21 protein-coding genes are annotated in these 20,935 nt (G+C 51.5%); 10 read left to right on the top strand and 11 right to left on the bottom strand.

Features of this window, described 5'->3' with window-relative positions; all coding sequences use genetic code 11:
• Positions 1 to 17: 17 nt before the first annotated feature.
• Complete coding sequence (gene gpmI, locus G8768_RS00715) at positions 18 to 1,571, bottom strand: 2,3-bisphosphoglycerate-independent phosphoglycerate mutase (protein WP_166852890.1); 1,554 nt, start codon at positions 1,569 to 1,571, stop codon at positions 18 to 20.
• A 294-nt stretch (positions 1,572 to 1,865) separates the two neighbouring features.
• On the opposite strand from gpmI, the gene G8768_RS00710 reads away from it, so the two are divergent.
• The 4 genes from G8768_RS00710 to G8768_RS00695 all read left to right on the top strand — a co-directional run bounded on the left by G8768_RS00710 (position 1,866) and on the right by G8768_RS00695 (position 4,021).
• A complete protein-coding gene (locus tag G8768_RS00710) occupies positions 1,866 to 2,267 on the top strand; it encodes a rhodanese-like domain-containing protein (RefSeq protein ID WP_166853495.1) in 402 nt (133 codons plus the stop codon).
• Between the two features lie 10 nt (positions 2,268 to 2,277).
• Positions 2,278 to 2,538: a glutaredoxin 3 gene (gene grxC, locus G8768_RS00705; protein ID WP_166852893.1), complete on the top strand. Its 261-nt coding sequence runs from the start codon at positions 2,278 to 2,280 to the stop codon at positions 2,536 to 2,538.
• Positions 2,539 to 2,731: 193 nt separating this feature from the next.
• On the top strand, positions 2,732 to 3,241 hold the full coding sequence (secB, locus tag G8768_RS00700) for a protein-export chaperone SecB (protein WP_166852903.1): 510 nt from the start codon (positions 2,732 to 2,734) through the stop codon (positions 3,239 to 3,241).
• Between the two features lie 171 nt (positions 3,242 to 3,412).
• The gene (locus tag G8768_RS00695) at positions 3,413 to 4,021 is read left to right on the top strand and encodes a GNAT family N-acetyltransferase (RefSeq protein ID WP_166852907.1); all 609 of its coding nucleotides are present in this window, start codon (positions 3,413 to 3,415) and stop codon (positions 4,019 to 4,021) included.
• On the opposite strand, the gene ntrC is transcribed toward G8768_RS00695, so the two are convergent.
• The 5 genes from ntrC to glnA form a co-directional block, all read right to left on the bottom strand.
• A complete protein-coding gene (gene ntrC, locus G8768_RS00690; RefSeq protein WP_166853497.1) occupies positions 4,018 to 5,427 on the bottom strand; it encodes a nitrogen regulation protein NR(I) in 1,410 nt (469 codons plus the stop codon). The two genes, G8768_RS00695 and ntrC, sit on opposite strands and share 4 nt — an antisense overlap.
• Before the next feature lie 2 nt (positions 5,428 to 5,429).
• The gene (gene glnL, locus G8768_RS00685; RefSeq protein WP_166852911.1) at positions 5,430 to 6,497 is read right to left on the bottom strand and encodes a nitrogen regulation protein NR(II); all 1,068 of its coding nucleotides are present in this window, start codon (positions 6,495 to 6,497) and stop codon (positions 5,430 to 5,432) included.
• A 325-nt stretch (positions 6,498 to 6,822) separates the two neighbouring features.
• Positions 6,823 to 7,383, bottom strand: a complete 561-nt coding sequence (locus G8768_RS00680; RefSeq protein ID WP_166852917.1) for a DUF4124 domain-containing protein — start codon at positions 7,381 to 7,383, stop codon at positions 6,823 to 6,825.
• Between the two features lie 102 nt (positions 7,384 to 7,485).
• Complete coding sequence (locus G8768_RS00675; RefSeq protein WP_166852924.1) at positions 7,486 to 8,544, bottom strand: 1-aminocyclopropane-1-carboxylate deaminase/D-cysteine desulfhydrase; 1,059 nt, start codon at positions 8,542 to 8,544, stop codon at positions 7,486 to 7,488.
• Between the two features lie 176 nt (positions 8,545 to 8,720).
• Positions 8,721 to 10,127: a glutamate--ammonia ligase gene (glnA, locus tag G8768_RS00670; protein WP_166852931.1), complete on the bottom strand. Its 1,407-nt coding sequence runs from the start codon at positions 10,125 to 10,127 to the stop codon at positions 8,721 to 8,723.
• A 472-nt stretch (positions 10,128 to 10,599) separates the two neighbouring features.
• On the opposite strand from glnA, the gene thiI reads away from it, so the two are divergent.
• Entirely contained in the window at positions 10,600 to 12,054 is a 1,455-nt protein-coding gene (thiI, locus tag G8768_RS00665) for a tRNA uracil 4-sulfurtransferase ThiI (RefSeq protein ID WP_166852938.1), read from the top strand.
• Positions 12,055 to 12,086: 32 nt separating this feature from the next.
• Here thiI and G8768_RS00660 read toward each other — a convergent pair whose 3' ends face one another.
• Complete coding sequence (locus G8768_RS00660) at positions 12,087 to 12,569, bottom strand: Lrp/AsnC family transcriptional regulator (RefSeq protein WP_166852945.1); 483 nt, start codon at positions 12,567 to 12,569, stop codon at positions 12,087 to 12,089.
• Between the two features lie 172 nt (positions 12,570 to 12,741).
• Between G8768_RS00660 and G8768_RS00655 the strand changes: the two genes are divergently transcribed.
• From G8768_RS00655 to typA, 3 genes are all read left to right on the top strand, one after another.
• On the top strand, positions 12,742 to 13,695 hold the full coding sequence (locus tag G8768_RS00655) for a hypothetical protein (protein WP_184679345.1): 954 nt from the start codon (positions 12,742 to 12,744) through the stop codon (positions 13,693 to 13,695).
• Between the two features lie 142 nt (positions 13,696 to 13,837).
• Complete coding sequence (locus tag G8768_RS00650) at positions 13,838 to 14,308, top strand: hypothetical protein (protein WP_166852950.1); 471 nt, start codon at positions 13,838 to 13,840, stop codon at positions 14,306 to 14,308.
• 254 nt (positions 14,309 to 14,562) lie between these two features.
• The gene (gene typA / locus G8768_RS00645; protein WP_166852974.1) at positions 14,563 to 16,380 is read left to right on the top strand and encodes a translational GTPase TypA; all 1,818 of its coding nucleotides are present in this window, start codon (positions 14,563 to 14,565) and stop codon (positions 16,378 to 16,380) included.
• An 89-nt stretch (positions 16,381 to 16,469) separates the two neighbouring features.
• Here the strand turns inward: typA and G8768_RS00640 are convergent, their stop codons facing one another.
• Together G8768_RS00640 and G8768_RS00635 are read right to left on the bottom strand one after the other, a co-directional pair.
• On the bottom strand, positions 16,470 to 17,411 hold the full coding sequence (locus G8768_RS00640; protein ID WP_166852977.1) for a DMT family transporter: 942 nt from the start codon (positions 17,409 to 17,411) through the stop codon (positions 16,470 to 16,472).
• A 65-nt stretch (positions 17,412 to 17,476) separates the two neighbouring features.
• Positions 17,477 to 18,070 carry a DNA-3-methyladenine glycosylase I gene (locus G8768_RS00635; protein ID WP_166852980.1) on the bottom strand — a complete coding sequence of 198 codons (594 nt, stop codon included), beginning with the start codon at positions 18,068 to 18,070 and terminating at the stop codon, positions 17,477 to 17,479.
• A gap of 163 nt (positions 18,071 to 18,233) precedes the next feature.
• On the opposite strand from G8768_RS00635, the gene pip reads away from it, so the two are divergent.
• Together pip and dtd are read left to right on the top strand one after the other, a co-directional pair.
• Positions 18,234 to 19,205, top strand: coding sequence for a prolyl aminopeptidase (gene pip / locus G8768_RS00630; RefSeq protein WP_166852983.1), 972 nt, complete (start codon positions 18,234 to 18,236; stop codon positions 19,203 to 19,205).
• Positions 19,206 to 19,312: 107 nt separating this feature from the next.
• Positions 19,313 to 19,753, top strand: coding sequence for a D-aminoacyl-tRNA deacylase (gene dtd / locus G8768_RS00625; RefSeq protein ID WP_166852986.1), 441 nt, complete (start codon positions 19,313 to 19,315; stop codon positions 19,751 to 19,753).
• Between the two features lie 55 nt (positions 19,754 to 19,808).
• On the opposite strand, the gene tatC is transcribed toward dtd, so the two are convergent.
• Together tatC and tatB are read right to left on the bottom strand one after the other, a co-directional pair.
• The gene (tatC, locus tag G8768_RS00620; protein ID WP_166852990.1) at positions 19,809 to 20,555 is read right to left on the bottom strand and encodes a twin-arginine translocase subunit TatC; all 747 of its coding nucleotides are present in this window, start codon (positions 20,553 to 20,555) and stop codon (positions 19,809 to 19,811) included.
• Positions 20,552 to 20,932, bottom strand: a complete 381-nt coding sequence (tatB, locus tag G8768_RS00615) for a Sec-independent protein translocase protein TatB (protein WP_166852994.1) — start codon at positions 20,930 to 20,932, stop codon at positions 20,552 to 20,554. Before tatB ends, tatC begins: the two co-directional genes overlap by 4 nt.
• Positions 20,933 to 20,935 lie beyond the last annotated feature (3 nt).

Genomic DNA, 20,935 nt, shown 5'->3' with positions numbered 1-20,935 from the left:
AAAGCTATCTCCGTATTCTAGTGTGCCGCCAGAATGGCCAGGTTGTTCCCGTCCATTTCGCTTGGCTGATCGATACCCATCAGGGCCAGCATGGTTGGAGCCACATCCGCGAGGCTGCCACCTTCGGCCAGACGAATATCTCTCTGGCCATAATAAACGAAGGGCACTGGCAAGGTTGTGTGCTGGGTATGCTTTTGACCACTCTCGGTATCGAACATGGTTTCAACATTACCATGGTCGGCGGTCACCAGAGCTTCGCCGCCACTGGCATCAATGCTGGCAAATACTTTGGCCAGGCATTCATCAACAACCTCTACCGCTTTCATTGCGGCATGGTAGTCGCCGGTGTGGCCGACCTGATCACAGTTGGCATAGTTACAGATAATGACATCGTATTTTCCGGATTCAATAGCGGCAGTCAGTTTCTCAGTAACTTCCGGGGCACTCATTTCCGGCTTCTGATCGTAGGTTTCAACGTCCGGTGAAGGGATCAACTCACGGCATTCGCCATCGAACAGTTCTTCCTGACCGCCGCTGAAAAAGAACGTCACATGGGCGTATTTTTCGGTTTCGGCGATGCGCAATTGTTGCTTGCCCTGTTTGGCCATAATCTCGCCAAAGGAGTTCACCAGATTTTGTGGTGGGAATGCGCAGCTGGCGGGAATGTCGGCGGCGTATTCGGTGGTCATGACAAAGTCTGCCAAAGCCGGGCGGGCTTCACGCTCGAAACCGTCAAAGCCATCATCGACAAATGCGCGAGTGATCTGGCGTGCGCGGTCGGGGCGGAAATTCATGAACAGCAGGCAGTCACCATCGTTAATGGTTGCGGGCTGTTCTTGATCGTCGGCAATCACGGAGGCTTTGACGAACTCGTCATCTTCATCGCGAGCGTAGGCTGCCTGCAAGGCATTGATCGGGTCGGCATAGCGATATTCGGCTTTGCCCAGGGTCATCAGGTCATAGGCCTGTTGAACGCGATCCCAACGGTTGTCGCGATCCATGCCGAAAAAACGGCCACTGACGGAAGCGATACGACCAAGGCCTTTTTCGCGCAGCAGGGTATCGCTCGCTTGCAATGAAGGTTCAGCGCTGCGTGGGGGGACATCGCGACCGTCCAGGAACGCGTGCAGATAAATTTCTTTGGCGCCTCGTTGTGCGGCCAATTCGATGGCGGCATTCATATGGGCTTCGTGGCTGTGAACACCACCCGGTGACAGCAGGCCCATAATGTGAACGGCACCGCCATTGGCAACGGTTTTGTCGATGGCTTGGGTGTAGCTCGGGTTGTTGAAAAAATCGCCGTCGGCAATGGCTTTGTTAATGCGGGTGTAATTTTGATAAACCACGCGGCCGGCACCCAGCGTCATATGACCCACTTCGGAGTTACCCATTTGACCATCGGGCAGGCCCACCGCCATACCGGAAGTGGCAATTAAGGTGTTTGCCCGCTCTTTTACCAAGGCATCCCAAGTGGGGCTGTTGGCATTGTGTATCGCGTTATGCTCTTGGCTATCCGAGTAGCCAAAACCATCCAAAATGAGCAGAACCAAAGGGCCTTTCGCCACCGTCATTGTTATTACCTTAATTGCTATCACTGAAAAACGGCGAATTTTACCTCTTTGTGCCCTTCAACACCATGAAATAGCGGTCTCAAGTCGGCGAAGAGGGTGAGCTGCTCAGGCCACTTTCGCCTTCGTCGGCGCGAATGCTCATAAATGCTGTAATTTCCGCCCGCGTAGATGAAATACCGGGGCTATAGCGTGTATACTGCGGCGCTTTGATTTTAGCCAAGTTGGGATTTTAGCCAAGCTGGCATCCCGATGGGGTGTTGAAGCAATTGAGAGGGCGGTAGACGCGTGGACGTACTGGTATTTGTTACTGAGCAGTGGTTGCTGGTCAGTATTCTGTTGGGCCTGATTTTCTTCTATGTATTCACAGAGAAGCAAAAAGGCGGCAAAACCATCAGCAGTCACGAGCTGACTCGTCTGGTCAATGACGGTGAGGCGGTGATTCTCGATGTGCGTGAAACCAAAGAGTTTAACGCTGGCCACATTGTTGATGCGTTGAATATTCCTTTCAATACCATGGAAAAGCGCATTGTTGAGCTGGATAAGCATGAGGGCAAAACCATCGTAGTCGTCGATAAGATGGGACAGCATGCCGGTGCGGTAGGCAAGCAGTTGGCCCAGCGTGGCTTCTCGGTCAATCGCCTAAGTGGTGGCATGATGGATTGGCAGGGTCAAAACCTGCCCGTTGTGAAGAAGTAGGAGCGGTTCCATGGCTGATGTAACCATTTATTCAAGTGACTTCTGTCCTTTTTGCCATCGTGCCAAGGCTCTGTTGTCGTCCAAAGGCGTCGACTTCAAGGAATTGAACGTTGATGGCAATCCCGAGTTGCGTGCTGAAATGATGCACAAGGCCCAGCAAAGAACCGTGCCCCAGATCTGGATCGGGCAAAGCCACGTTGGTGGCTGCGACGATCTGTATGCGCTGGAACGGACCGGTCAGCTGGACCCGATGCTGGCCAGAGCAGGCTGATCAAGAACTCCCGGGGATGGCCTTGAAATCGGAAAAACCACCCCAATCTGTTCGTTATTACCCGGCAGCTTTGGCTTGGCTCAGGCATCAACCGGTTTAATAGGAGCAATACGGAGCGATTTATCGTTTCGTAACATCGAACGTAGACAATAACGGGTGTGAAACACCTTAAATTTAAAGAGTAGGCAAGAGTATGGCTGAAGAGCATAACCAGGAAGCTGCAGCGGCTGCAGCAGCAGAAGAACAAGCAGGTCAACAATTCGCAGTTCAGCGTTTGTACGTTAAAGACGTATCTTTCGAAGCCCCAATGGGTGCGGAAGCGTTCACCAAGCAATGGCAGCCAGCCGTAAATCAGGAGCTGGGTAACAAGGTTAACAAGTTGGATGACAACAACTACGAAGTGACCTTGACCATCACTGTAACGGTTAAGCTGGGCGAAGAGACCGCTTTCCTGGCCGAAGTTCATCAGGCAGGTATTTTCACCATTACCGGTTTGGATGATCAGCAGCTGACTCACGTGTTGAACACCATGTGTCCGAACATTCTGTTCCCGTACGCACGTGAAGCGATTGACAACATCGTAGGTAAGGGCAGCTTCCCGGCCCTGATGTTGCCACCAGTTAACTTCGACGCCCTGTTTGCACAAGCTGTTCAACAGCAGCAACAACAGGCCGCTGAAGGCCAGGCAGACGAGACTCACTAAGCCTTCTGCCTGTTTCAAAAAACGCCGCTATATGCGGCGTTTTTTATGTCTGTTCCCGCACAATCCCTTCCGGATACCAAAATCGATTAGTCTTGGCCCCTATAAGTGGTCTATGCTTTAGCTTTTCCTCATCCACCATTGTTGGCCGATGTAATTCTGTCTAAGGGCACCATGGAAAATTTCAAAATTGAACACGCTGCTCCGGAAGATGCCGAAGCAATGGCCAGCCTGATCTACAGTTCGGGCCCAAAGGCCTTTGATTATGTTTTCGGTAAGAAAACGCCAGCTGCCCAAGACTTTCTCTATCACGCGGTTCAGCGTCACCGGGGTCAGTATTCCCATCGTAATCATGTGCTGGTGCGCCACAATGGCAGCGTTCTGGGTTCCATGTTTAATTACGACAGTCGTGGTTTGAGCGCGATGTATCTGCCAACGGTTATGTCGGTATTGAGTTTCTTTCGCTGGCGAATCTGGGGGGTGGCAAAACGTTCCTCAGTGATTGATGAAGTGATCAAACCACCGGCGGATGATGTTTTGGTGGTGGCTCATCTCGCTGTTGCTCCAGAAGCCCAGGGCATGGGTATTGGCTCCAAACTGATTGATTATGCCGCTGATATTGCGCGCGAGAATGGTTATGCGGGTTTAGCCCTGGATGTGTCTATGGAAAACCCCGCCGCCCAGCGTCTCTATGAGCGGCTGGGTTTTGAGGTTTGTGCGGAGCGGCAATCCCCTGTTGCCGAAGTGCCGGGACATCGCTACATGGAATGGCGTTTTTCCTAGTCGCTGTGTTCCATTTGCAGATCTTTCAATTTACGGGTCAGGGTATTGCGCCCCCAGCCGAGCAGCACCGCGGCATCGCGTTTGCGCCCAGCGGTATGCTTTAACGCGGTTTCAATCATGGCGCGCTCAAACCTTGGCAGGGCGTTATTGAGAATTTCTTTTTGACCCTGACTCAGGGCATTGTCGGCCCACTGGCGTAAACATTTTTCCCAATCACCGCTGCCGCTGCTTTGGCCACCTTGTTGTTTCTCCAACAGTTCAGGTGGCAGGTCTTCGATATGAATTTCCCGGCTGGAGGCCATCACAGTCAGCCAGCGGCAGGTATTTTCGAGTTGTCGGACATTACCTGGCCAGTCGAGGGAGCACATAAACGCTTGGGTTTGGGGCAGCAGGATTTTAGGTTCCACATTCAGTTCTTTCGAGGCGCGGCGAATAAAATGCTCGGCCAGTTTGGGAATGTCCTCCTGGCGCTCGGCCAGCGTCGGAATGTGAATCCGGATCACGTTCAAGCGGTGGAACAAATCCTCCCGGAAGCGATTATCGGCCACCAACTGTTCGAGATTCTGGTGGGTCGCGGCGATGATGCGTACATCCACTTTCACCGGCACATGGCCGCCAACCCGGTAGAACTCGCCATCGGCCAGTACTCGCAGCAATCGGGTTTGAGTATCGGCCGGCATATCGCCGATTTCGTCCAGAAACAGAGTGCCGCCATTGGCCTGTTCAAAGCGGCCCTGGCGCTGACTGCTGGCGCCGGTAAAGGCGCCTTTTTCATGGCCAAACAATTCTGATTCCATCAGATCTTTTGGAATGGCTGCCATGTTCAGGGCGATAAAAGGCTGTTGTCGTCTTGGGCTATGGCGATGCAGGGCCTGTGCCACCAGCTCTTTGCCGGTACCGCTCTGGCCGTTAATCAACACCGTGATATTAGACTGAGACAGGCGACCAATCGCACGGAAAACCTCCTGCATGGCAGGGGCCTCGCCAATAATCTCGGCATCGCTGTCCTCGGTATTGGGGTTCTGTTGGATCTGTTCTGCGGCTTGGGTCAACGCACGCTGAGTCATGGCGACAGCTTCGTCGATGTCGAAAGGTTTGGGCAGGTATTCGAAGGCGCCACTTTGGTAGGCCGAAACAGCGCTTTCCAGATCCGAATGTGCGGTCATGATGATGACCGGAAGATTCGGGAAGCGCTCCTGCAATTGTCCCAACAGGGACAAACCATCGGTACCTGGCATTCGAATATCACTGATGATCACGGTTGGCTGTTGATGTTCAAGGCGTTGCAGGGCGTCATCGCCACTGGAGAAACTTTCAGTTTTGATGCTGGCCTGCTGAAGTGCCTTTTCAAGCACCCAGCGAATGCTGCGGTCATCATCAATAATCCAAACGGTTTGCTCTTGCATATTCATGGTTCACAGGCCTTGCCAAGAGGTAAGTAAATTGAAAACTGGGTGTTGCCGGGCTCGCTTTCACATTCGATCAAACCGCCATGCTGGCTGATCAGTTGTTGGGATATCGCCAGCCCAAGGCCAGTGCCATTCGCCCGGCCGGTAATCATTGGGTAAAAAATGTGGCTGAGAATGTCGTCGGGAATGCCCGGGCCGTTATCGATAATATCGACTCGCACCACCAACCGATGAAAACTCTGGCCGATGGTGAACTGGCGCTGCACCCGGCTGCGCAGGGTAATTTGCGGTGTCTCGATATTGGCTTCCAGCAACGCCTGCACGGCATTGCGAGCGACATTCAAGAGTGCCTGGATCAATTGTTCCGGGTCGGCGGGCAGGTCTGGAATACTCGGGTCATAATCTTTCAGTAGCTCAACCTTATTACCCACTTCGGCGTGGATAACGGTCAGAATACGCTCCAGCACTTCGTGAATATTGATCGCGGTTAGTTGCAGTGGCTGATTCGGGCCGAGCATTCTGTCGACCAGATTGCGCAGGCGATCCGCCTCATCAATGATCACCTGGGTGTAGTCCTTGAGGGATTCGCTGTCGAGTTCTTTGGACAGCAACTGTGCTGCGCCGCGAATACCACCCAGAGGGTTTTTAATCTCATGGGCCATGTTGCGGGCCAGGTTACGACTGGTTTCCTGGGCGCTGAGCAGAGCCTCTTCGCGGGAGATGCGCAACAGCCGATCGAGGGGTTGGATTTCAATCGCCAGGCCGTCTTGATCGGCCAGTGGTGTTACGCTGTAGTCGATGGTCAACTGATTGCCATTGGGCAGCAACCAGCAGGCACGACGTTTGGTGTACTGGTTCTGTTTCTGCAAGGCTTCCTGCAAGGTGGTAATGGCCTCGTCGCTTTCGCGGAAAAAAGCCAGAAAGGATTGATTGGCAACCTGGGCTCGACTGACCGCCAGCAGATTTTCGGCCGCCGGGTTCATGTGCAAGAGTTGCAGCTGGGGATCGACGATCACCACCGCAGTATTCAAGCTATCGAGCAGTTGTTGGTAATTCATAGGCTCCATCGCATTTTGGGCTGTGTCCTGAGGGCCCACTTGCCACTTGTTGGGCAGGTCTCGCCTTGCTTCAGCGCATATTTGCCCTATCTCTCTGCATACAGCAAAAACCAAACCAAGTAGGAAAGGATTCGCCGATATTGATTTAACTTGTTGTTTTTAAAGGGGAAGTTTTAGGTCTCAGGCCAATAAAATAATGCTGAGTTAAGCATGATAGCGAAATTGAGAAATGAGCGCACCAATTTGGTGCGAAGGTTGGAGGCTTTTGGGGCGTAATTCCGTTTGCCAGGCTCTGGTGCTGGCGCGTGTATCGTTTTGTTGTCTGGTGTTGCCCCTATCGTCTCAAAGGGCGATGGACATAGACGGTAGCGGAAGCGGCCGGGGCCAGCTCTTTGCCGCCGCCATTGACCAGGCGAGCGGTGATCTTATGTTCTCCGCGGGTAATTTCCTTAATGGTGGCTTTGCCGTTGTCGCTGGCGAGCTTGTTTCCATTGAAGTAAATCTCAATCTTTGCTGCGGCCATGGCCGCCTGCTTTTCCTGATCAATCTTGGCCTGATCGGGACTGTTGCTGCGAATAGTGACTGTGAAACCAGCTTCAATTTGCAGGTCGCGTTGGTGGGCCATCATATGGGCGCCGTCACTGGGACTGCTTAGAAACAGTTGGTAGTCGGCATTGAAATGACTGACAAAATTCTGTTTTTCCTTGGCGAGTTGTTCCAGGTCCATGCCGGGTGTGGTGTTGATTGGCTTTAACTCAACTTGCTCGTTCTTTTGATCTTCAGCCGGCTTGTCGCTGTAGCTGACCTTGCCGTTTTCATCGACATGCTTATAGATTTGTGCCGCCAGTGGAGCGGCGATGAGCGTTGCCAGGAGAAATACAAAATAAGGCTTCATAGTGCATATACCGTGCTGATAAGAGCTGACACTTAGAGTGCAGGCGCCAATAAAAGTGCCTTGCCGAAATTGCCCGGCTGCTAAGCGGGCAGCTGGGCTCTACTATACGACAGGTTCCTGAATAAACCCTTGCAGGGCTTTCGGCATACTGTCCAAATCTGCCTTGGCAGCAATGTCTGCGACGTTTGCCGAATTGTAAGTGTGCCAATAGAGTATCTTTTTATCCGGGGAGTTGGCGCAAGCGTTCAATGCAGCGGCGGCGGTTTTGGCGGTATAAGTGGGATCCAGTTCAAGCTCGGCTTGCTCAAACATCTCCTGGGCCCATTCCCCCTCTTTGCTGGCGTGGCCGTAACCGTCGCCATAATAATTGTCCATCAATTGAAACTTGGTGAGTTTGTGTTCTTTGATGCGTGGTTCCAGATCACAGAGAAATTGATAACAGGCTCTCTGCAGTTTGCGCACGGTGCTGAAAGTGCAGGCGGGAATCGGTCCGATATGGGACGGGGCGACACGCACACCAATCAGCTGACTGTTGATGCCCGCCAAACCACAGCCCAGTGTTAATCCGGCTAATGTGGCATTGGAGCCCACCGGGCAGTAAATATAGTCCGGTTCTGGCAGCAAGCCGGCATCGATTTGTTGTTTTAATTCAAAGGCCGCATTCACAAAAGCAAGGCAACCCTGAATCGTTGAGCCACCCGCAAACAGATAATAGCGATCGCGGCCGCGCAACCATTTGCCCAGATAGAATTTTGCAGCGGTTTTAAATAAAGAGCCCTGATAATGTAATTGCGCATTGAAGCGATGCATTAATTTCAGGTTTTGTTGCACTTGCGGAGTAACGGGTTGTTCGAACAACATCATTTGCAAAGGAATATCCATCTGCAAACAATAAATCGATGTTGCCACACCATGATTGGTGCCGATGGCGCCAAAGCTCACTAACTCTTTTTTTCCCGAGCGCAAAACATCGGCCAGAATAAATTCCAGTTTCCGAATTTTATTTCCGCCATACAGGCTGTTGGTTTTGTCGTCACGTTTTACCCATAGATTCGGCGCCAGTTGAGGGAGAGCCTCAATGGGGGTGGGTAACTTGGCGATTGCTAAAAAAGGAATGCGTTCCTTTAAGCGGGGAAAAGCCTCAAACAGCGGGCGGCTCATGGGTTAATACTCAAATTTGCACATTTTTAGGGCAGTAATTATACGCTTTTGTCTGCACGGTAGTAGTAATAAATGCGTAGCTGGATCTTGGAAAAGATCATACCTTGGTAGCTAGGAGAAAAGAGAGGTGGAAATAAAAAAGGCCTCCGAAGAGGCCTTTGGGATCGCGTGGCGACTTATACAGAGTAGTACATGTCGAATTCTACCGGGTGAGTGGTTTGCTCAACGCGGTATACGTCTTCCATCTTCAGGTCGATGTACGCTTCGATCATGTCTTCGGTGAATACGCCACCGCGAGTCAGGAACTCGTGATCTTCTTTCAGTGCATCCAGGGCCTCACGCAGGCTGCCGGCAACCTGTGGAATCGCCAGAGCTTCTTCAGCAGGCAGATCGTACAAGTCCTTGTCCGCAGCATCGCCAGGGTGGATCTTGTTCTGAACACCGTCCAGGCCAGCCATCAGCATAGCGGCGAAGCACAGGTACGGGTTGGCGATTGGGTCAGCGAAACGCGCTTCGATACGCTTGCCCTTTGGAGAGGCAACGTAAGGAATACGGATAGACGCAGAACGGTTGCGAGCAGAGTAAGCCAGCATTACCGGTGCTTCAAAACCCGGGATCAAACGCTTATAGGAGTTGGTGCCCGGGTTGGAGAAGGCGTTAATGGCTTTCGCGTGCTTGATGATGCCGCCGATGTAGTACAGCGCGGTTTCAGACAGGCCAGCGTAACCGTTACCAGCGAACTGGTTTTCGCCATCTTTCCAGAACGACTGGTGAACGTGCATACCAGAACCGTTATCGCCGACTACCGGTTTAGGCATAAAGGTCGCTGTTTTACCGTAAGCGTGAGCGACATTGTGCACACAGTATTTCAGGATCTGTACTTCGTCTGCTTTCTTAACCATGGTGTTGAAAACCACACCGATTTCACACTGACCGGCCGTCGCGACTTCGTGGTGGTGAACTTCAACGTCCAGGCCCATGGCTTCCATGGCATTACACATTGCAGCGCGGATGTCGTGCAGGCTATCAACCGGTGGTACTGGGAAGTAACCGCCTTTCACGCGTGGACGGTGACCCATGTTGCCATCGGCGAATTCTTTATCGGTAGACCAATCGGCTTCTTCGGAATTGATTTCGTAACCGCAAGAACCCATGTTGTCTTTCCATTTTACGTCGTCGAAAACGAAAAACTCAGGCTCGGGACCGAAGAAAGCGGTATCACCCAGGCCAGTAGACTTCAGGTACTCTTCTGCGCGCTTGGCAACAGAGCGTGGGTCGCGCTCGTAACCTTGCATGGTGGAAGGCTCAACGATGTCACAGCGAACGATAACGGTTGGCTCATCGGTAAAGGGATCCAAAACGCCGGACTCGTCATCAGGCATCAAAATCATGTCAGACTCGTTAATGCCTTTCCAGCCAGCGACTGAAGAGCCATCAAACATTTGGCCGTCTTCAAAGAAGTCTTCATCGACAACTTTAGCGGGAATGGTTACGTGCTGTTCTTTACCTTTGGTATCGGTAAAACGCAGGTCCACCCAACGGGCTTCGCTCTCTTCGATCAGCTTTAAGGTATTCTCTGACATGTTCAACCTCCAGGGGGCTATGGTCATTGGCTAATTTACATGCGCGGCCTAAACCGTTATTGGATCGTGCGGCCTTAATGCATACGGATCTACACTTGGCAAATATCGTGCCAGCCGCCAATTACCTTGTTGAACCCGGTATTCGTGGGCTTTATCGTGCTTGGCACCAAAGTTGTGCGCCAATTTGGTGTTTTTTATATTGCGATGCACCAAAATGGTGCCTGGGTTATTGTAAAGGGGCGCTGTGAAGGGTTGCTGCGATGGTTTGAGCGTCGGGGCCGGGGCGAATTGCCAAAGGCTGGCGGGCGCTTTTGGTGCGCAGGATCAGGTCTCTTAGGAGGTGGTTCGGGTCGTGCTTCTGAGCTGCTTGCAAGTGATGAAAAAGTAACCGTGAGAAATCCGGTCGACTGTTTTATAATCCCCCGCCCTTCGGCCCGGCCGAGTCCTTTGACTGAAATATACGCTACTTCCTATGCACATTATCGTTCGACTTTTCTCAGAGATCACCATCAAGAGCGCACCCGTTCGCAAGCGCTTTATCAAGCAGCTGCGCAATAACCTGCGGGATCTGTTGCGCCCGGTTGACCCATCCATTCGTGTTACCCGGGATTGGGAAAAGCTCGATGTCATGGCTGAAGGTGATGATCCGCAGCTGATTCAAAAGATCAATCAAGTACTGGCCACCACGCCCGGTATTGCCCATTTCTCATTGGTGCACCAATACCCGCTGGGCGATCAGCACGATGTATTCGAGAAGACAATGGTGCACTGGAAAGAGGCTCTGACTGAGAAAACCTTCTGCGTGCGGGTCAAGCGTACAGGAAGTCATGATTTCAGCTCCACCGATCTGGAGCGCTATGTCGGTGGTGGCCTGAATCAGCACACTGAGGCTGCCGGAGTGCGTTTAAAGAATCCTGATGTCACCGTACAGCTGGAAGTAAAGGATGATCAACTCTACGTGGTAGAGGCTCGCCGCCAAGGTTTGGGAGGTTTTCCCATCGGTACCCAGGACTCGGTATTGTCACTGATTTCCGGTGGCTTTGATTCTACGGTCTCGAGCTATCTCACCATCAAGCGCGGCCTGCGTACCCATTACTGCTTTTTCAACCTGGGCGGTCGTGAACACGAATTGGGTGTGAAAGAAGTCGCCTTTTATCTCTGGAACAAATTTGGGGCTTCCCACAAAGTGCGCTTTGTTACGGTGCCTTTTGAAGAGGTGGTGGGCGAGATCCTGAAGAATGTTAAAAACTCCCATATGGGGGTGGTGTTGAAGCGTATGATGCTGCGCGCCGCTGAACAGGTGGCTGAGCAGATGGATATCCAGGCACTGGTAACCGGGGAAAGCGTGGCCCAGGTTTCCAGTCAGACCCTGACCAATCTATCGGTAATCGACAAGGTGACCGATACTTTGGTGCTGCGCCCGCTGATCACCATGGATAAGAACGACATTATTGATATTTCGCGCAAAATCGGCACGGAAGAGTTCGCGGCCGCTATGCCTGAATACTGTGGTGTGATCTCCAAGAAGCCCACCACTGGTGCCAAGATGGCAGATGTGCTGGAACAGGAAGCTAATTTTGATTTCAGCGTACTGGAGCGTGCTGTCGAGGAGCGTCGTCTGCAAACCATCGATCAGATCATGGCCGATACCGAGCAGAGCAGTGTGGATGTGGAGATTTTGGCCGAGTTGCCAGAAGCCGCGATCGTGGTCGACATTCGTCACCCGGATGAAGTCGATCAAAGCCCGTTGAAGATGAAAGACGGGCAGGAAGTGGTTTGTATCCCTTTCTATAGCCTGAGCAGCAAAGCGGCCAGCCTAAAAGAAGGTGGTCCGTACTATCTCTACTGTGACAAAGGCATTATGAGTCGACTTCATGCCAGTCATCTGGCGGATGATGGTTATCAGGTGGGCGTTTATCGCCCTTAAGTTGGCCGATATGAAGAGCGAGTAACTGACGTTTACTCGCTCTCGGCTTGAAGATCCAGAGCGGTTTCAAACTTCACTGTGCGAATGGAAATCGAGGTGTGAAACTTGCGAATATTGACGTTGCTATTCAGTACGCGATCAATAAATTTTTCATACGCTCGAATATCCCGCACCGAAACCAACAGAATAAAATCCATTTCCCCGGTCACCTCATAGCACTGAGTGACTTCCTTTGCTTCCAATAGGGTGTCACTGAAAGCCCGGTAGATATCCTTGCGATCCCGTTCCATCTCCACGCTGACAATCAACTGCAAACCATGGCCGGCCAATTGTGGGTCGAGAACCGCGACTTCCTTGAGGATAAGGCCGCTCTCGCGCAAGCGTTTAACCCGTTGCAAGCAGGCCGGAGGCGATAGGCCCACTTCGGCGGCCAGGGTCTGATTCGCAATGCGATTGTTTTCCTGCAGCCGAGATAGGATGGCGATGTCGATACGGTCCAGATTATTAGATTTCATATTGTGGCTATTTTAAGAAATTCAATTAGGCATTTACTTAATATTAAATCAAAAATTACCTAACGATGCCCAAGTAAAAAATTCAAGTTTGTGGCAATAGGGCACAATACTGCGCTTCTCGATCAGTTTTGCGCTGACTTGTGAGCAGCGGTTTATAGAGGACAATTCAAGAATGCAGTCATTTTTTCGAGCTTGGGCCGAGGAAACCTACCGGGTGTGTTGGAGCCTGTTCAAGGTCATGTTGCCGGTGGTTGTGGTGGTCAAGCTGCTGGATAACTGGGGGTTTAGTGAGGTGTTGGCGGAGTTTCTAGCGCCGCTGATGAATGCCGTGGGGCTGCCGGAATCGATGTCATTGGTGTGGGCAGCGACCATGCTCTCCAATATTTATGCTGGGATGCTGGTTTATGTGCAGCTGGGAGAGCCTCTCACACAGGCCCAGATCAGTATTTTGGGCGCCCTGATGTTGATCGCCCATGGTCTTCCCGTGGAGGTGGCCATTGCTCGCCAGGCGGGTGTTTCGGTGATTTTCAGTTTGCTGCTGCGCATTGTGGGTGCTTTGGCGTTTGCCTGGCTGCTCAGGCTGATGTACAGCGTCTGGCCAGCGGAGCAAGCCGCAGAATTGCTTTGGCAGCCCGAGATTCAGATGGCCACCAGCTGGTGGGGCTGGGCGAAGGAACAGGTGATCAGTTTTACGGTGATCTTCGCGATTGTTGCGCTTTTGTTGGCGGTACTGCGCCTGCTGCGTATTTTGGGGGTGGAGGCCTTGATGGCCTGGTGTTTGTCACCGGTGCTGCGAATCCTGGGAATCGCCCGAAGTGCCATGACCATCACCATTACCGGGATTACGCTCGGTATGGCCTTTGGTGGCGGTATTCTGATCGATGAGGCGCGACAGGGGAGGGTCGAGCCCAAGGATGTGTTCAGTGCCATTATGATGTTGAGCCTGTTGCATAGCCTGATAGAGGACACCTTGCTGATTCTCTTGCTGGGGGCCGACTTCAACGCGATCTTTTGGGGGCGTTTGTTGTTTTCTCTGTTGCTGGTGGCGGTGCTAACTCGCTTGTTTAATTACAGTGCGGTGGGGCGCTTTTGCTATCGGGATGTTCGGCTTACGGGTGCAAACTGAGGCGAGCGACCAGAGTTTGTCGAGAAACCCGTGATAGTGAGCGCCAGTTTATGAGCATTTATGCCAAAACCCATTAAAGAACATGACCGTTTATCCGATAGCTCTTATATCAGGCACAGGGCTGCGAACAGGCGAAGCGATCATGGCGAAAGCGTCAAACACACAAAGTAAACAGAAGAAGGTCATCGGTATCATCATTGGTATTGTGCTGGTGGCCATTGGGATCGGTGCCTTTGTGGCCAATCAGGGGCCCACGCTGGCAGACCCGGATACCTTCAGTGATGGCATTCCGGTTTATGGCAAGTTGACCTTGAATGATGCGCGCATTGCCTGTGAACGCTACACGCGTAATAGCCTGGGTAAACAACTGAAAACCCTGTCGGTAGACACTCGTTCCAGTCGCCTCGATAAAAAGAAAGGGCAGTATCTTGTGTATATGGAAGCCTATCTTTACGAGAACGAAAACGGTGGCGGGACCAGCGACCACTATTACGTGAACTGTGCCTCTGATCGATCCAAGCTCAATTTGACAAAGTATGAGCTGGTCAAAAACGAGAACGAAAAGGTGAAAGCCAAGCGCAAGGAAAAAGGCAGCCGTTACGGTTGGCAATAATTCTGATACCTGTGCCCTGAATTCAAGTAATACGCTCGGGTCTGCGAGCCTCTGCCGGTATGCCACTTCGGTAAGTAGGCACACACTTTCTGATTTCTGACTGGTCTGGAGTATCTGTCTTTTGGCCAGCACTCTCCCGGTGAGCCCTTCGGCTGGAAAAAACCAAATTTGGTCATGATTTCGTCAGGCAGTCTCTGTATAATGCCGCCCCTTCTTAAGCCCGGCAGGGCAGATTTTTAGAGAGATACATCATAGTGATCGAGAATTTACGCAATATTGCCATTATTGCCCACGTTGACCATGGCAAAACCACCCTGGTGGATAAACTGCTTAGCCAGTCCGGTACCCTGAGCCGCCGCGACGAAGGCGCCGAGCGCGTGATGGACTCCAATGATCAGGAGAAAGAGCGCGGCATTACCATTCTGGCGAAGAACACCGCCATTGAGTGGAACGGCTACCGCATTAACATCGTAGACACCCCGGGGCACGCCGATTTCGGTGGTGAAGTGGAGCGTGTTCTGTCCATGGTCGATTCTGTGCTGCTGTTGGTTGATGCTGTTGATGGTCCCATGCCACAGACCCGTTTCGTAACCTCGAAAGCGTTTGAGAAGGGCCTGAACCCAATCGTAGTTGTGAACAAGGTTGATCGCCCTGGTGCTCGCCCTGACTGGGTTATCGATCAGGTTTTCGATCTGTTTGATCGTCTGGGTGCGACTGATGAGCAGCTGGATTTCCCAATCATTTACGCCTCTGCGTTGAACGGTGTTGCGGGTCATGAGCCAGATGATCTGGCCGACGACATGACGCCACTGTTCGAAATGATTGCCGAGCGCGTTTCCGCGCCGAAAGTTGATCCTGAAGCGCCTTTCCAAATGCAAATTTCTGCCCTGGATTATGACAGCTATGTGGGCGTAATCGGTGTAGGTCGAATTACTCGCGGTACTTTGCAGCCGAATCAGCAGGTGGTGATTGCCCAGGCTGATGGCTCTACCCGCAAAGGTAAAGTTCTGAACGTAAAAGGTTACCTGGGTTTGGATCGCGTTGACACCGAGTTGGCCAGCGCCGGTGATATTGTCTGTATTAATGGTATTGATGGTCTGGGCATTTCTGACACCCTGTGTGACCCGGACAATGTTGAATCTTTACCGGCCCTCAGTGTTGATGAGCCAACGGTATCGATGACCTTTATGGTGAACGATTCTCCGTTCGCCGGTCTGGAAGGCAAGTTAGTGACCTCTCGTAATATTAAAGAGCGCCTGGATCAGGAATTGATTCACAACGTTGCCTTGCGTGTACAACAGGGCGATAGCGCCGATAAATTTATTGTTTCCGGTCGTGGTGAATTGCACTTGTCAGTGTTGATTGAAACCATGCGTCGTGAAGGTTTCGAAATGGGCGTTTCCCGTCCTGAAGTTATTCAGAAAGAAATCGACGGCGTGATGCAAGAACCTTTCGAAGCCGTTGTCATTGATGTGGAAGAACAGCATCAAGGCGCGGTGATGGAAGAGTTGGGTCTGCGTAAAGCGGAAATGACCAACATGGAGCCCGATGGTAAAGGTCGCGTAAAACTGGAATTCATCGTTCCGTCTCGTGGCTTGATTGGTTTCCGTGGTTTGTTCCTGACGCTGACCTCTGGTTCCGGCATCATGACCAGCATCTTCGATCACTATGGTGAAGTGAAGCAAGGTGAAGTGGCCAAGCGTCAAAACGGTGTGCTGGTTTCCATGGTGAAAGGTAAAACCTTGAGCTACTCGCTGTACAGCTTGCAGGATCGTGGTCGTTTGTTCCTGGGACATGGTGTTGATATTTACGAGGGCCAGATTATTGGTATTCACTCGCGCAGCAATGACCTGGCGGTAAACCCGACCAAAGGTAAGCAGCTGACCAACGTACGTGCATCCGGTACCGATGAAGCGACCATTCTGACTCCACCGATCAAGCACACGCTGGAACAGGCGCTGGAATTTATTGAAGACGATGAGCTGGTGGAAGTAACGCCGGAAAGCATTCGTCTGCGTAAAAAGTTACTGACCGAAAATGAGCGCAAGCGCGCGAAAAACGCGGCCAAGTAATCCTCAGGCGACTGAGTATAAAAAAACCGATGCAGTTACCTGCATCGGTTTTTTTGTGCCTGCCGAATTTAACGGATTTTTGAAAACCGTTAATCCAAGCTTGGGCTGCTGGTTTGGTCCAGCGGCTGCATTTTTGCTTTGCGACGGCCGCCTAATTCGGCGTACAGCATGGCACTGATAATCAGGCCTGCACCAATCCAGCCTTTGAATCCAAGGTGTTCGTCCAGAAAAATATAGGCGAACAGATGGGCAAAGATCGGTTCCAGGGCAAACACCAGAGCCACTTTGTGGGGCTCCAGCAAACGCTGGCTTGAAGTCTGTGCCCAGTAAGCAAAAGCGCTGCCCAAAATCGCGGAGTAGAGCACCGCTTGAATCACAATGTTATTGGTCAGCTGTTCCATCAGCGGCGGATAGTCTCTGGTTTCTCCGATACCAAAAACTGCAGCGATGGCGCTGTACACCCCGACCGCCGCCAGCTGATAAACGCTGAGCAGAACAACTGGATAGCGATCGGCATATCGATCGGTAAAACAGATATGGGAAGCAAAACAAATGGCGCAAATGGTGATAAGAATATCGCCGCTGTTAAATTCCAGCTTGTCACCCACGGTCAACATATAGAGCCCGGCCGTGGCCAACGCTACGCTGATCCATACCGCTTTATCGACATGTTTGCGAAACAGTAAGAAGGCAATTACCGGCGTTAGCGGTACACAGAGGCCGGTAATAAATCCGGCATTGGACACGCTGGTGTACAGCATGCCCTGGGTCTGGGTGCTGAAGCCCAGAAACAGCAGCAGGCCAAGACCAAAGCCAACTTTCAACACCGGGCCGTGGCCGCTGAAGTTTGCTCGCTCTTTGGAAGCCCACCACAGTGGTAACAGGCACAAAGCTGCCAGGCCAAAGCGAAGGGTGTTAAAAGTATTGACGGCCACAATATCGATGGCTTTGTCGATAACCACAAAGCCGGCGCCCCAAATGATGTTGACCATCACCAGAGCCCAAAATGCCGAAGTTCCAGAACGAATCATGGTAAAAAAACCTGCTGAATTTGACGCAAAGCAGGCCATGGTATCAGAACTGTTGAGCGGGGTCTTTAGCGCGCCAGTTTGTTTACCTGGGTGCGGCGAAAACAGTCCTGGCTGTGATCATTCACCAGGCCACAGGCCTGCATATGGGCGTAGCAAATGGTCGAACCAAAGAATTTAAAGCCCCGCTTTTTCAAGTCTTTGCTGATGGCGTCCGAGAGGTCGGTGGTCGCCGGGTAGTCTTCCATTTTCGCGATCTTGTTTTTAATGGGTTTGTGATTCACATAGCCCCACATATAGTCGCTGAAGCTGCCAAATTCCTTTTGGATTTCCAGAAATACTCTGGCATTGCCGATCGCGGCTTCGATTTTCCCCCGGTGGCGAATGATGGCGGGGTTTTGAACCAGTTCATCCACCTTGGTTTGATCAAACTTGGCAACCTTTTTGGCATTAAAATTCGCAAAGGCTTTGCGGTAGCCTTCCCGACGCTGGAGCACGGTATACCAGCTGAGGCCGGCCTGGGCGGATTCCAGTATCAGGAACTCGAACATGACCTTATCGTCGTAAACGGGCACTCCCCACTCTTCATCGTGGTAACGCACGTAATCTTCTTTGCTGGTGTCCAGCCAGGGGCAGCGGCAGGGGGCTTTTTTGCTCGGCATGAATGATCTCCTTATTGACCTGCATATCATAAGGACATGGCTTTTTAGGGCAAGAGCCGTTTCTTTGATATGCTTGCAAAACTGTCAGGAGAATAACTTCTATAATGTTCCTGAGGCTCGCTTTAGCCTGTTGTCTTTCATAACGCCAGGAGTGCTTGTACCTATGTTGATGCTCTATCCTTCCATCAAGCCTTACAAGACGTTTTATTTATCCGTTTCGGATGGTCATCAGCTGTATGTGGAAGAATGCGGAAACCCTGAGGGGATACCGGTTCTGTTTATTCACGGAGGCCCGGGTGGCGGCTGTAGCACCAAGGATCGCTGTTTCTTCGATCCGGAAATGTACCGAATCATTCTCTTCGACCAGCGTGGTGCGGGCCGGTCTCTGCCCCATGCCGAACTGGAAGCCAACAACACCCAAAAACTGATTGATGATATCGAGCAGATTCGAGAGCGTCTAGATGTAGAACAATGGGTGCTTTTTGGTGGTTCCTGGGGCTCTACCCTGAGCCTGCTGTATGCCCAGGCCCATGCTGATAGAGTCATGGGAATGATTTTGCGAGGTATTTTCCTGTGTCGGGACCGCGATCTTCAGTGGTTCTATCAGGAAGGTGCTCATCATATCTTCCCGGATTACTGGCAGGATTATGAGGAGATCATTCCAGAGGCTGAACGTGAGAATATGATTTCTGCTTATTATCGTCGTCTGACCGGCAGCGATGAGCTGGCCAAAATGAATGCCGCCAAACACTGGTCACTGTGGGAAGGGCGCTGTTCCACATTGCGTCCAAGTGCTGATAAAGAAGCGCATTTTTCGGACCCTCATGTGGCACTGGCCATGGCTCGCATTGAAGCCCACTACTTTGTAAACGAAGCTTTTATCGAGCAAAACCAGATTATCGACCACGCTGACAAGCTGGCTGGAATTCCGACCACCATCGTGCATGGGCGTTATGATATGGTCTGCCCATTGGACAATGCGGTGAGTCTGTACAATGCCTTGCCGGATTCTGAGTTGCATATTATTCGCGACGCCGGGCACGCCTCCAGTGAGCCCAGCATTACAGATGCGTTGGTTCGCGCTACTGAAGAAATGGCCGAACGTTTTAAAGGGGATTTTCATCGCGGGGCATAGTTTGCGGGTGGTGTTGATCTTTTAAAAATAAACCGCACAATGCGGTGTCTGGCAAAAACATAATTCAGAGGCAGCCTTTATCGGCTGCCTTTTTAGTAAGGAAGATTGTGAAAGGTTTAATTCAAAGGGTAAGCCATGCCGATGTAGTCATTGGTGGCGAAGAAGTTGGAGCGATTGAACAGGGCATTCTGTTGTTGCTGGGTATCGAGAAGAATGACACCCAGGAGCAGGCCGACAAGTTGCTCGATAAATTGCTGAAGTATCGAATTTTCTCTGATGCTGAAGAACGTATGAATTTAAGCGTGAGTGATATCGAGGGCGGTGTTCTGGCCATATCCCAATTTACACTGGCGGCAGAAACCAAAAAAGGGCTGCGCCCCGGGTTTTCAACGGCCAAGCCCCCCTCTGAAGCGGAAGAACTGTACGATTACTTTGTGGAGTGCCTGAGGGAAAAACACAGTGGGCGCGTTGCCACGGGCCAGTTCGGCGCCGATATGAAAGTGAGCCTTTGCAATGATGGGCCGGTAACGTTTTTATTGGAAGTGTGAATCAAAAAGGGCAAGATGATCTTGCCCTGTTTCTGTGGTGTTTCAATCTCAAGGCTCAGGTTTCAGTTTGGGGGCGAACCAGGGTTTTACCCATGATGATCCCTACCTCAAACAACAGCCACATCGGTAAGGCCAGCAACAGCTGAGAAATAACATCGGGTGGTGTCAGAAGCATACCCAGAATAAAACAGCCCACAATAATATACGGGCGTTTTTCGGCAAGGCTTTCGGGTGTGCTAACGCCAGCAGAAATCAAAATAAAGGTGGCGATGGGAATCTCAAATGCCAAGCCGAAAGCAAAAAACAGCTTAAGGATAAAATCCAGATAGCTGCCCATATCGGTCATGACCGAAACGCCCTCAGGTGCAACTGAGGTGAAAAAGCCAAATACTAATGGAAACACCACATAGTAGGCAAAAGCGATGCCAGCATAAAACAGTACAACGCTGGATGCGAAAATAGGCAGGGCCAAGCGACGTTCTTCTTTGTACATGGCTGGAGCAATAAACTGCCAGACCTGATAAATCAGGAAGGGCATAGAGACAAAGATGGAAACGAACAAGGTCAGCTTAAATGGCGTCAGAAACGGCGCGGCTACTTCCGTAGCAATCATGCCAGCGCCCTCTGGCAAAAACTTTTGCAGTGGGGCGGCAACGAAGGTGTAGATGTCGTTGGCAAAATAAAACAGCCCGGCAAATACCAGCAGCACAATCAAAATGCAGCGCAGAAGGCGGTCGCGTAACTCGATAAGATGTTGAACTAGAGGTTGTTCAACATCTTGATGCTCATTGGGTTCGCTCATGATGGTGTTTTGCTGTTCTCTGGCTGTGTGCTGTTTGAATCGTCGGCGTTTTCAGAAACGGGCGTTTGCCCGGAAGGAGTGTTGGCATCACTTTCCTGATGTGACGGGCTGCCGGTCTCGTTGAGGTCGAGACTTTTATTCAGCTCAGCTTCGGCACGTTCCAGTCGTTGCATGACCTCTTCATTGTGCAATTGACGGCGAATGTCATCGGCGCCGATCTGCTGCTCAATTTCCTGGCGTGTATCACTGATGCTCCGCTTAATGCGGCCCCAGTACAATGCCAGTTTGCGCAGGGTGCCCGGCAAGCGCTCGGGCCCGATTACCACCAGGCCGACAACCGCAATCAGTAGCAGTTCAAAAAAGCCAATATCAAACATAGA

Origin of the sequence: Pseudoteredinibacter isoporae, from assembly GCF_011602085.1 — a bacterium.
Taxonomy (GTDB): domain Bacteria; phylum Pseudomonadota; class Gammaproteobacteria; order Pseudomonadales; family Cellvibrionaceae; genus Pseudoteredinibacter; species Pseudoteredinibacter isoporae.
Note: the sequence above shows the minus strand (reverse complement) of the source record. Positions and strands in the feature narration are given on the sequence as shown.

Bases quoted from the DNA above. Each gene is read 5' to 3' on its own strand.
- G8768_RS00695 (WP_166852907.1), top strand. From the start codon at position 3,413: ATGGAAAATTTCAAAATTGAACACGCTGCTCCGGAAGATGCCGAAGCA.
- tatB (WP_166852994.1), bottom strand. From the start codon at position 20,932: ATGTTTGATATTGGCTTTTTTGAACTGCTACTGATTGCGGTTGTCGGC.
- G8768_RS00660 (WP_166852945.1), bottom strand. From the start codon at position 12,569: ATGAAATCTAATAATCTGGACCGTATCGACATCGCCATCCTATCTCGG.
- gpmI (WP_166852890.1), bottom strand. From the start codon at position 1,571: ATGACGGTGGCGAAAGGCCCTTTGGTTCTGCTCATTTTGGATGGTTTT.
- thiI (WP_166852938.1), top strand. From the start codon at position 10,600: ATGCACATTATCGTTCGACTTTTCTCAGAGATCACCATCAAGAGCGCA.
- G8768_RS00640 (WP_166852977.1), bottom strand. From the start codon at position 17,411: ATGATTCGTTCTGGAACTTCGGCATTTTGGGCTCTGGTGATGGTCAAC.
- G8768_RS00680 (WP_166852917.1), bottom strand. From the start codon at position 7,383: ATGAAGCCTTATTTTGTATTTCTCCTGGCAACGCTCATCGCCGCTCCA.
- G8768_RS00650 (WP_166852950.1), top strand. From the start codon at position 13,838: ATGGCGAAAGCGTCAAACACACAAAGTAAACAGAAGAAGGTCATCGGT.
- grxC (WP_166852893.1), top strand. From the start codon at position 2,278: ATGGCTGATGTAACCATTTATTCAAGTGACTTCTGTCCTTTTTGCCAT.
- G8768_RS00675 (WP_166852924.1), bottom strand. From the start codon at position 8,544: ATGAGCCGCCCGCTGTTTGAGGCTTTTCCCCGCTTAAAGGAACGCATT.
- G8768_RS00655 (WP_184679345.1), top strand. From the start codon at position 12,742: ATGCAGTCATTTTTTCGAGCTTGGGCCGAGGAAACCTACCGGGTGTGT.
- glnA (WP_166852931.1), bottom strand. From the start codon at position 10,127: ATGTCAGAGAATACCTTAAAGCTGATCGAAGAGAGCGAAGCCCGTTGG.
- ntrC (WP_166853497.1), bottom strand. From the start codon at position 5,427: ATGCAAGAGCAAACCGTTTGGATTATTGATGATGACCGCAGCATTCGC.
- tatC (WP_166852990.1), bottom strand. From the start codon at position 20,555: ATGAGCGAACCCAATGAGCATCAAGATGTTGAACAACCTCTAGTTCAA.
- glnL (WP_166852911.1), bottom strand. From the start codon at position 6,497: ATGGAGCCTATGAATTACCAACAACTGCTCGATAGCTTGAATACTGCG.
- secB (WP_166852903.1), top strand. From the start codon at position 2,732: ATGGCTGAAGAGCATAACCAGGAAGCTGCAGCGGCTGCAGCAGCAGAA.
- G8768_RS00635 (WP_166852980.1), bottom strand. From the start codon at position 18,070: ATGCCGAGCAAAAAAGCCCCCTGCCGCTGCCCCTGGCTGGACACCAGC.
- pip (WP_166852983.1), top strand. From the start codon at position 18,234: ATGTTGATGCTCTATCCTTCCATCAAGCCTTACAAGACGTTTTATTTA.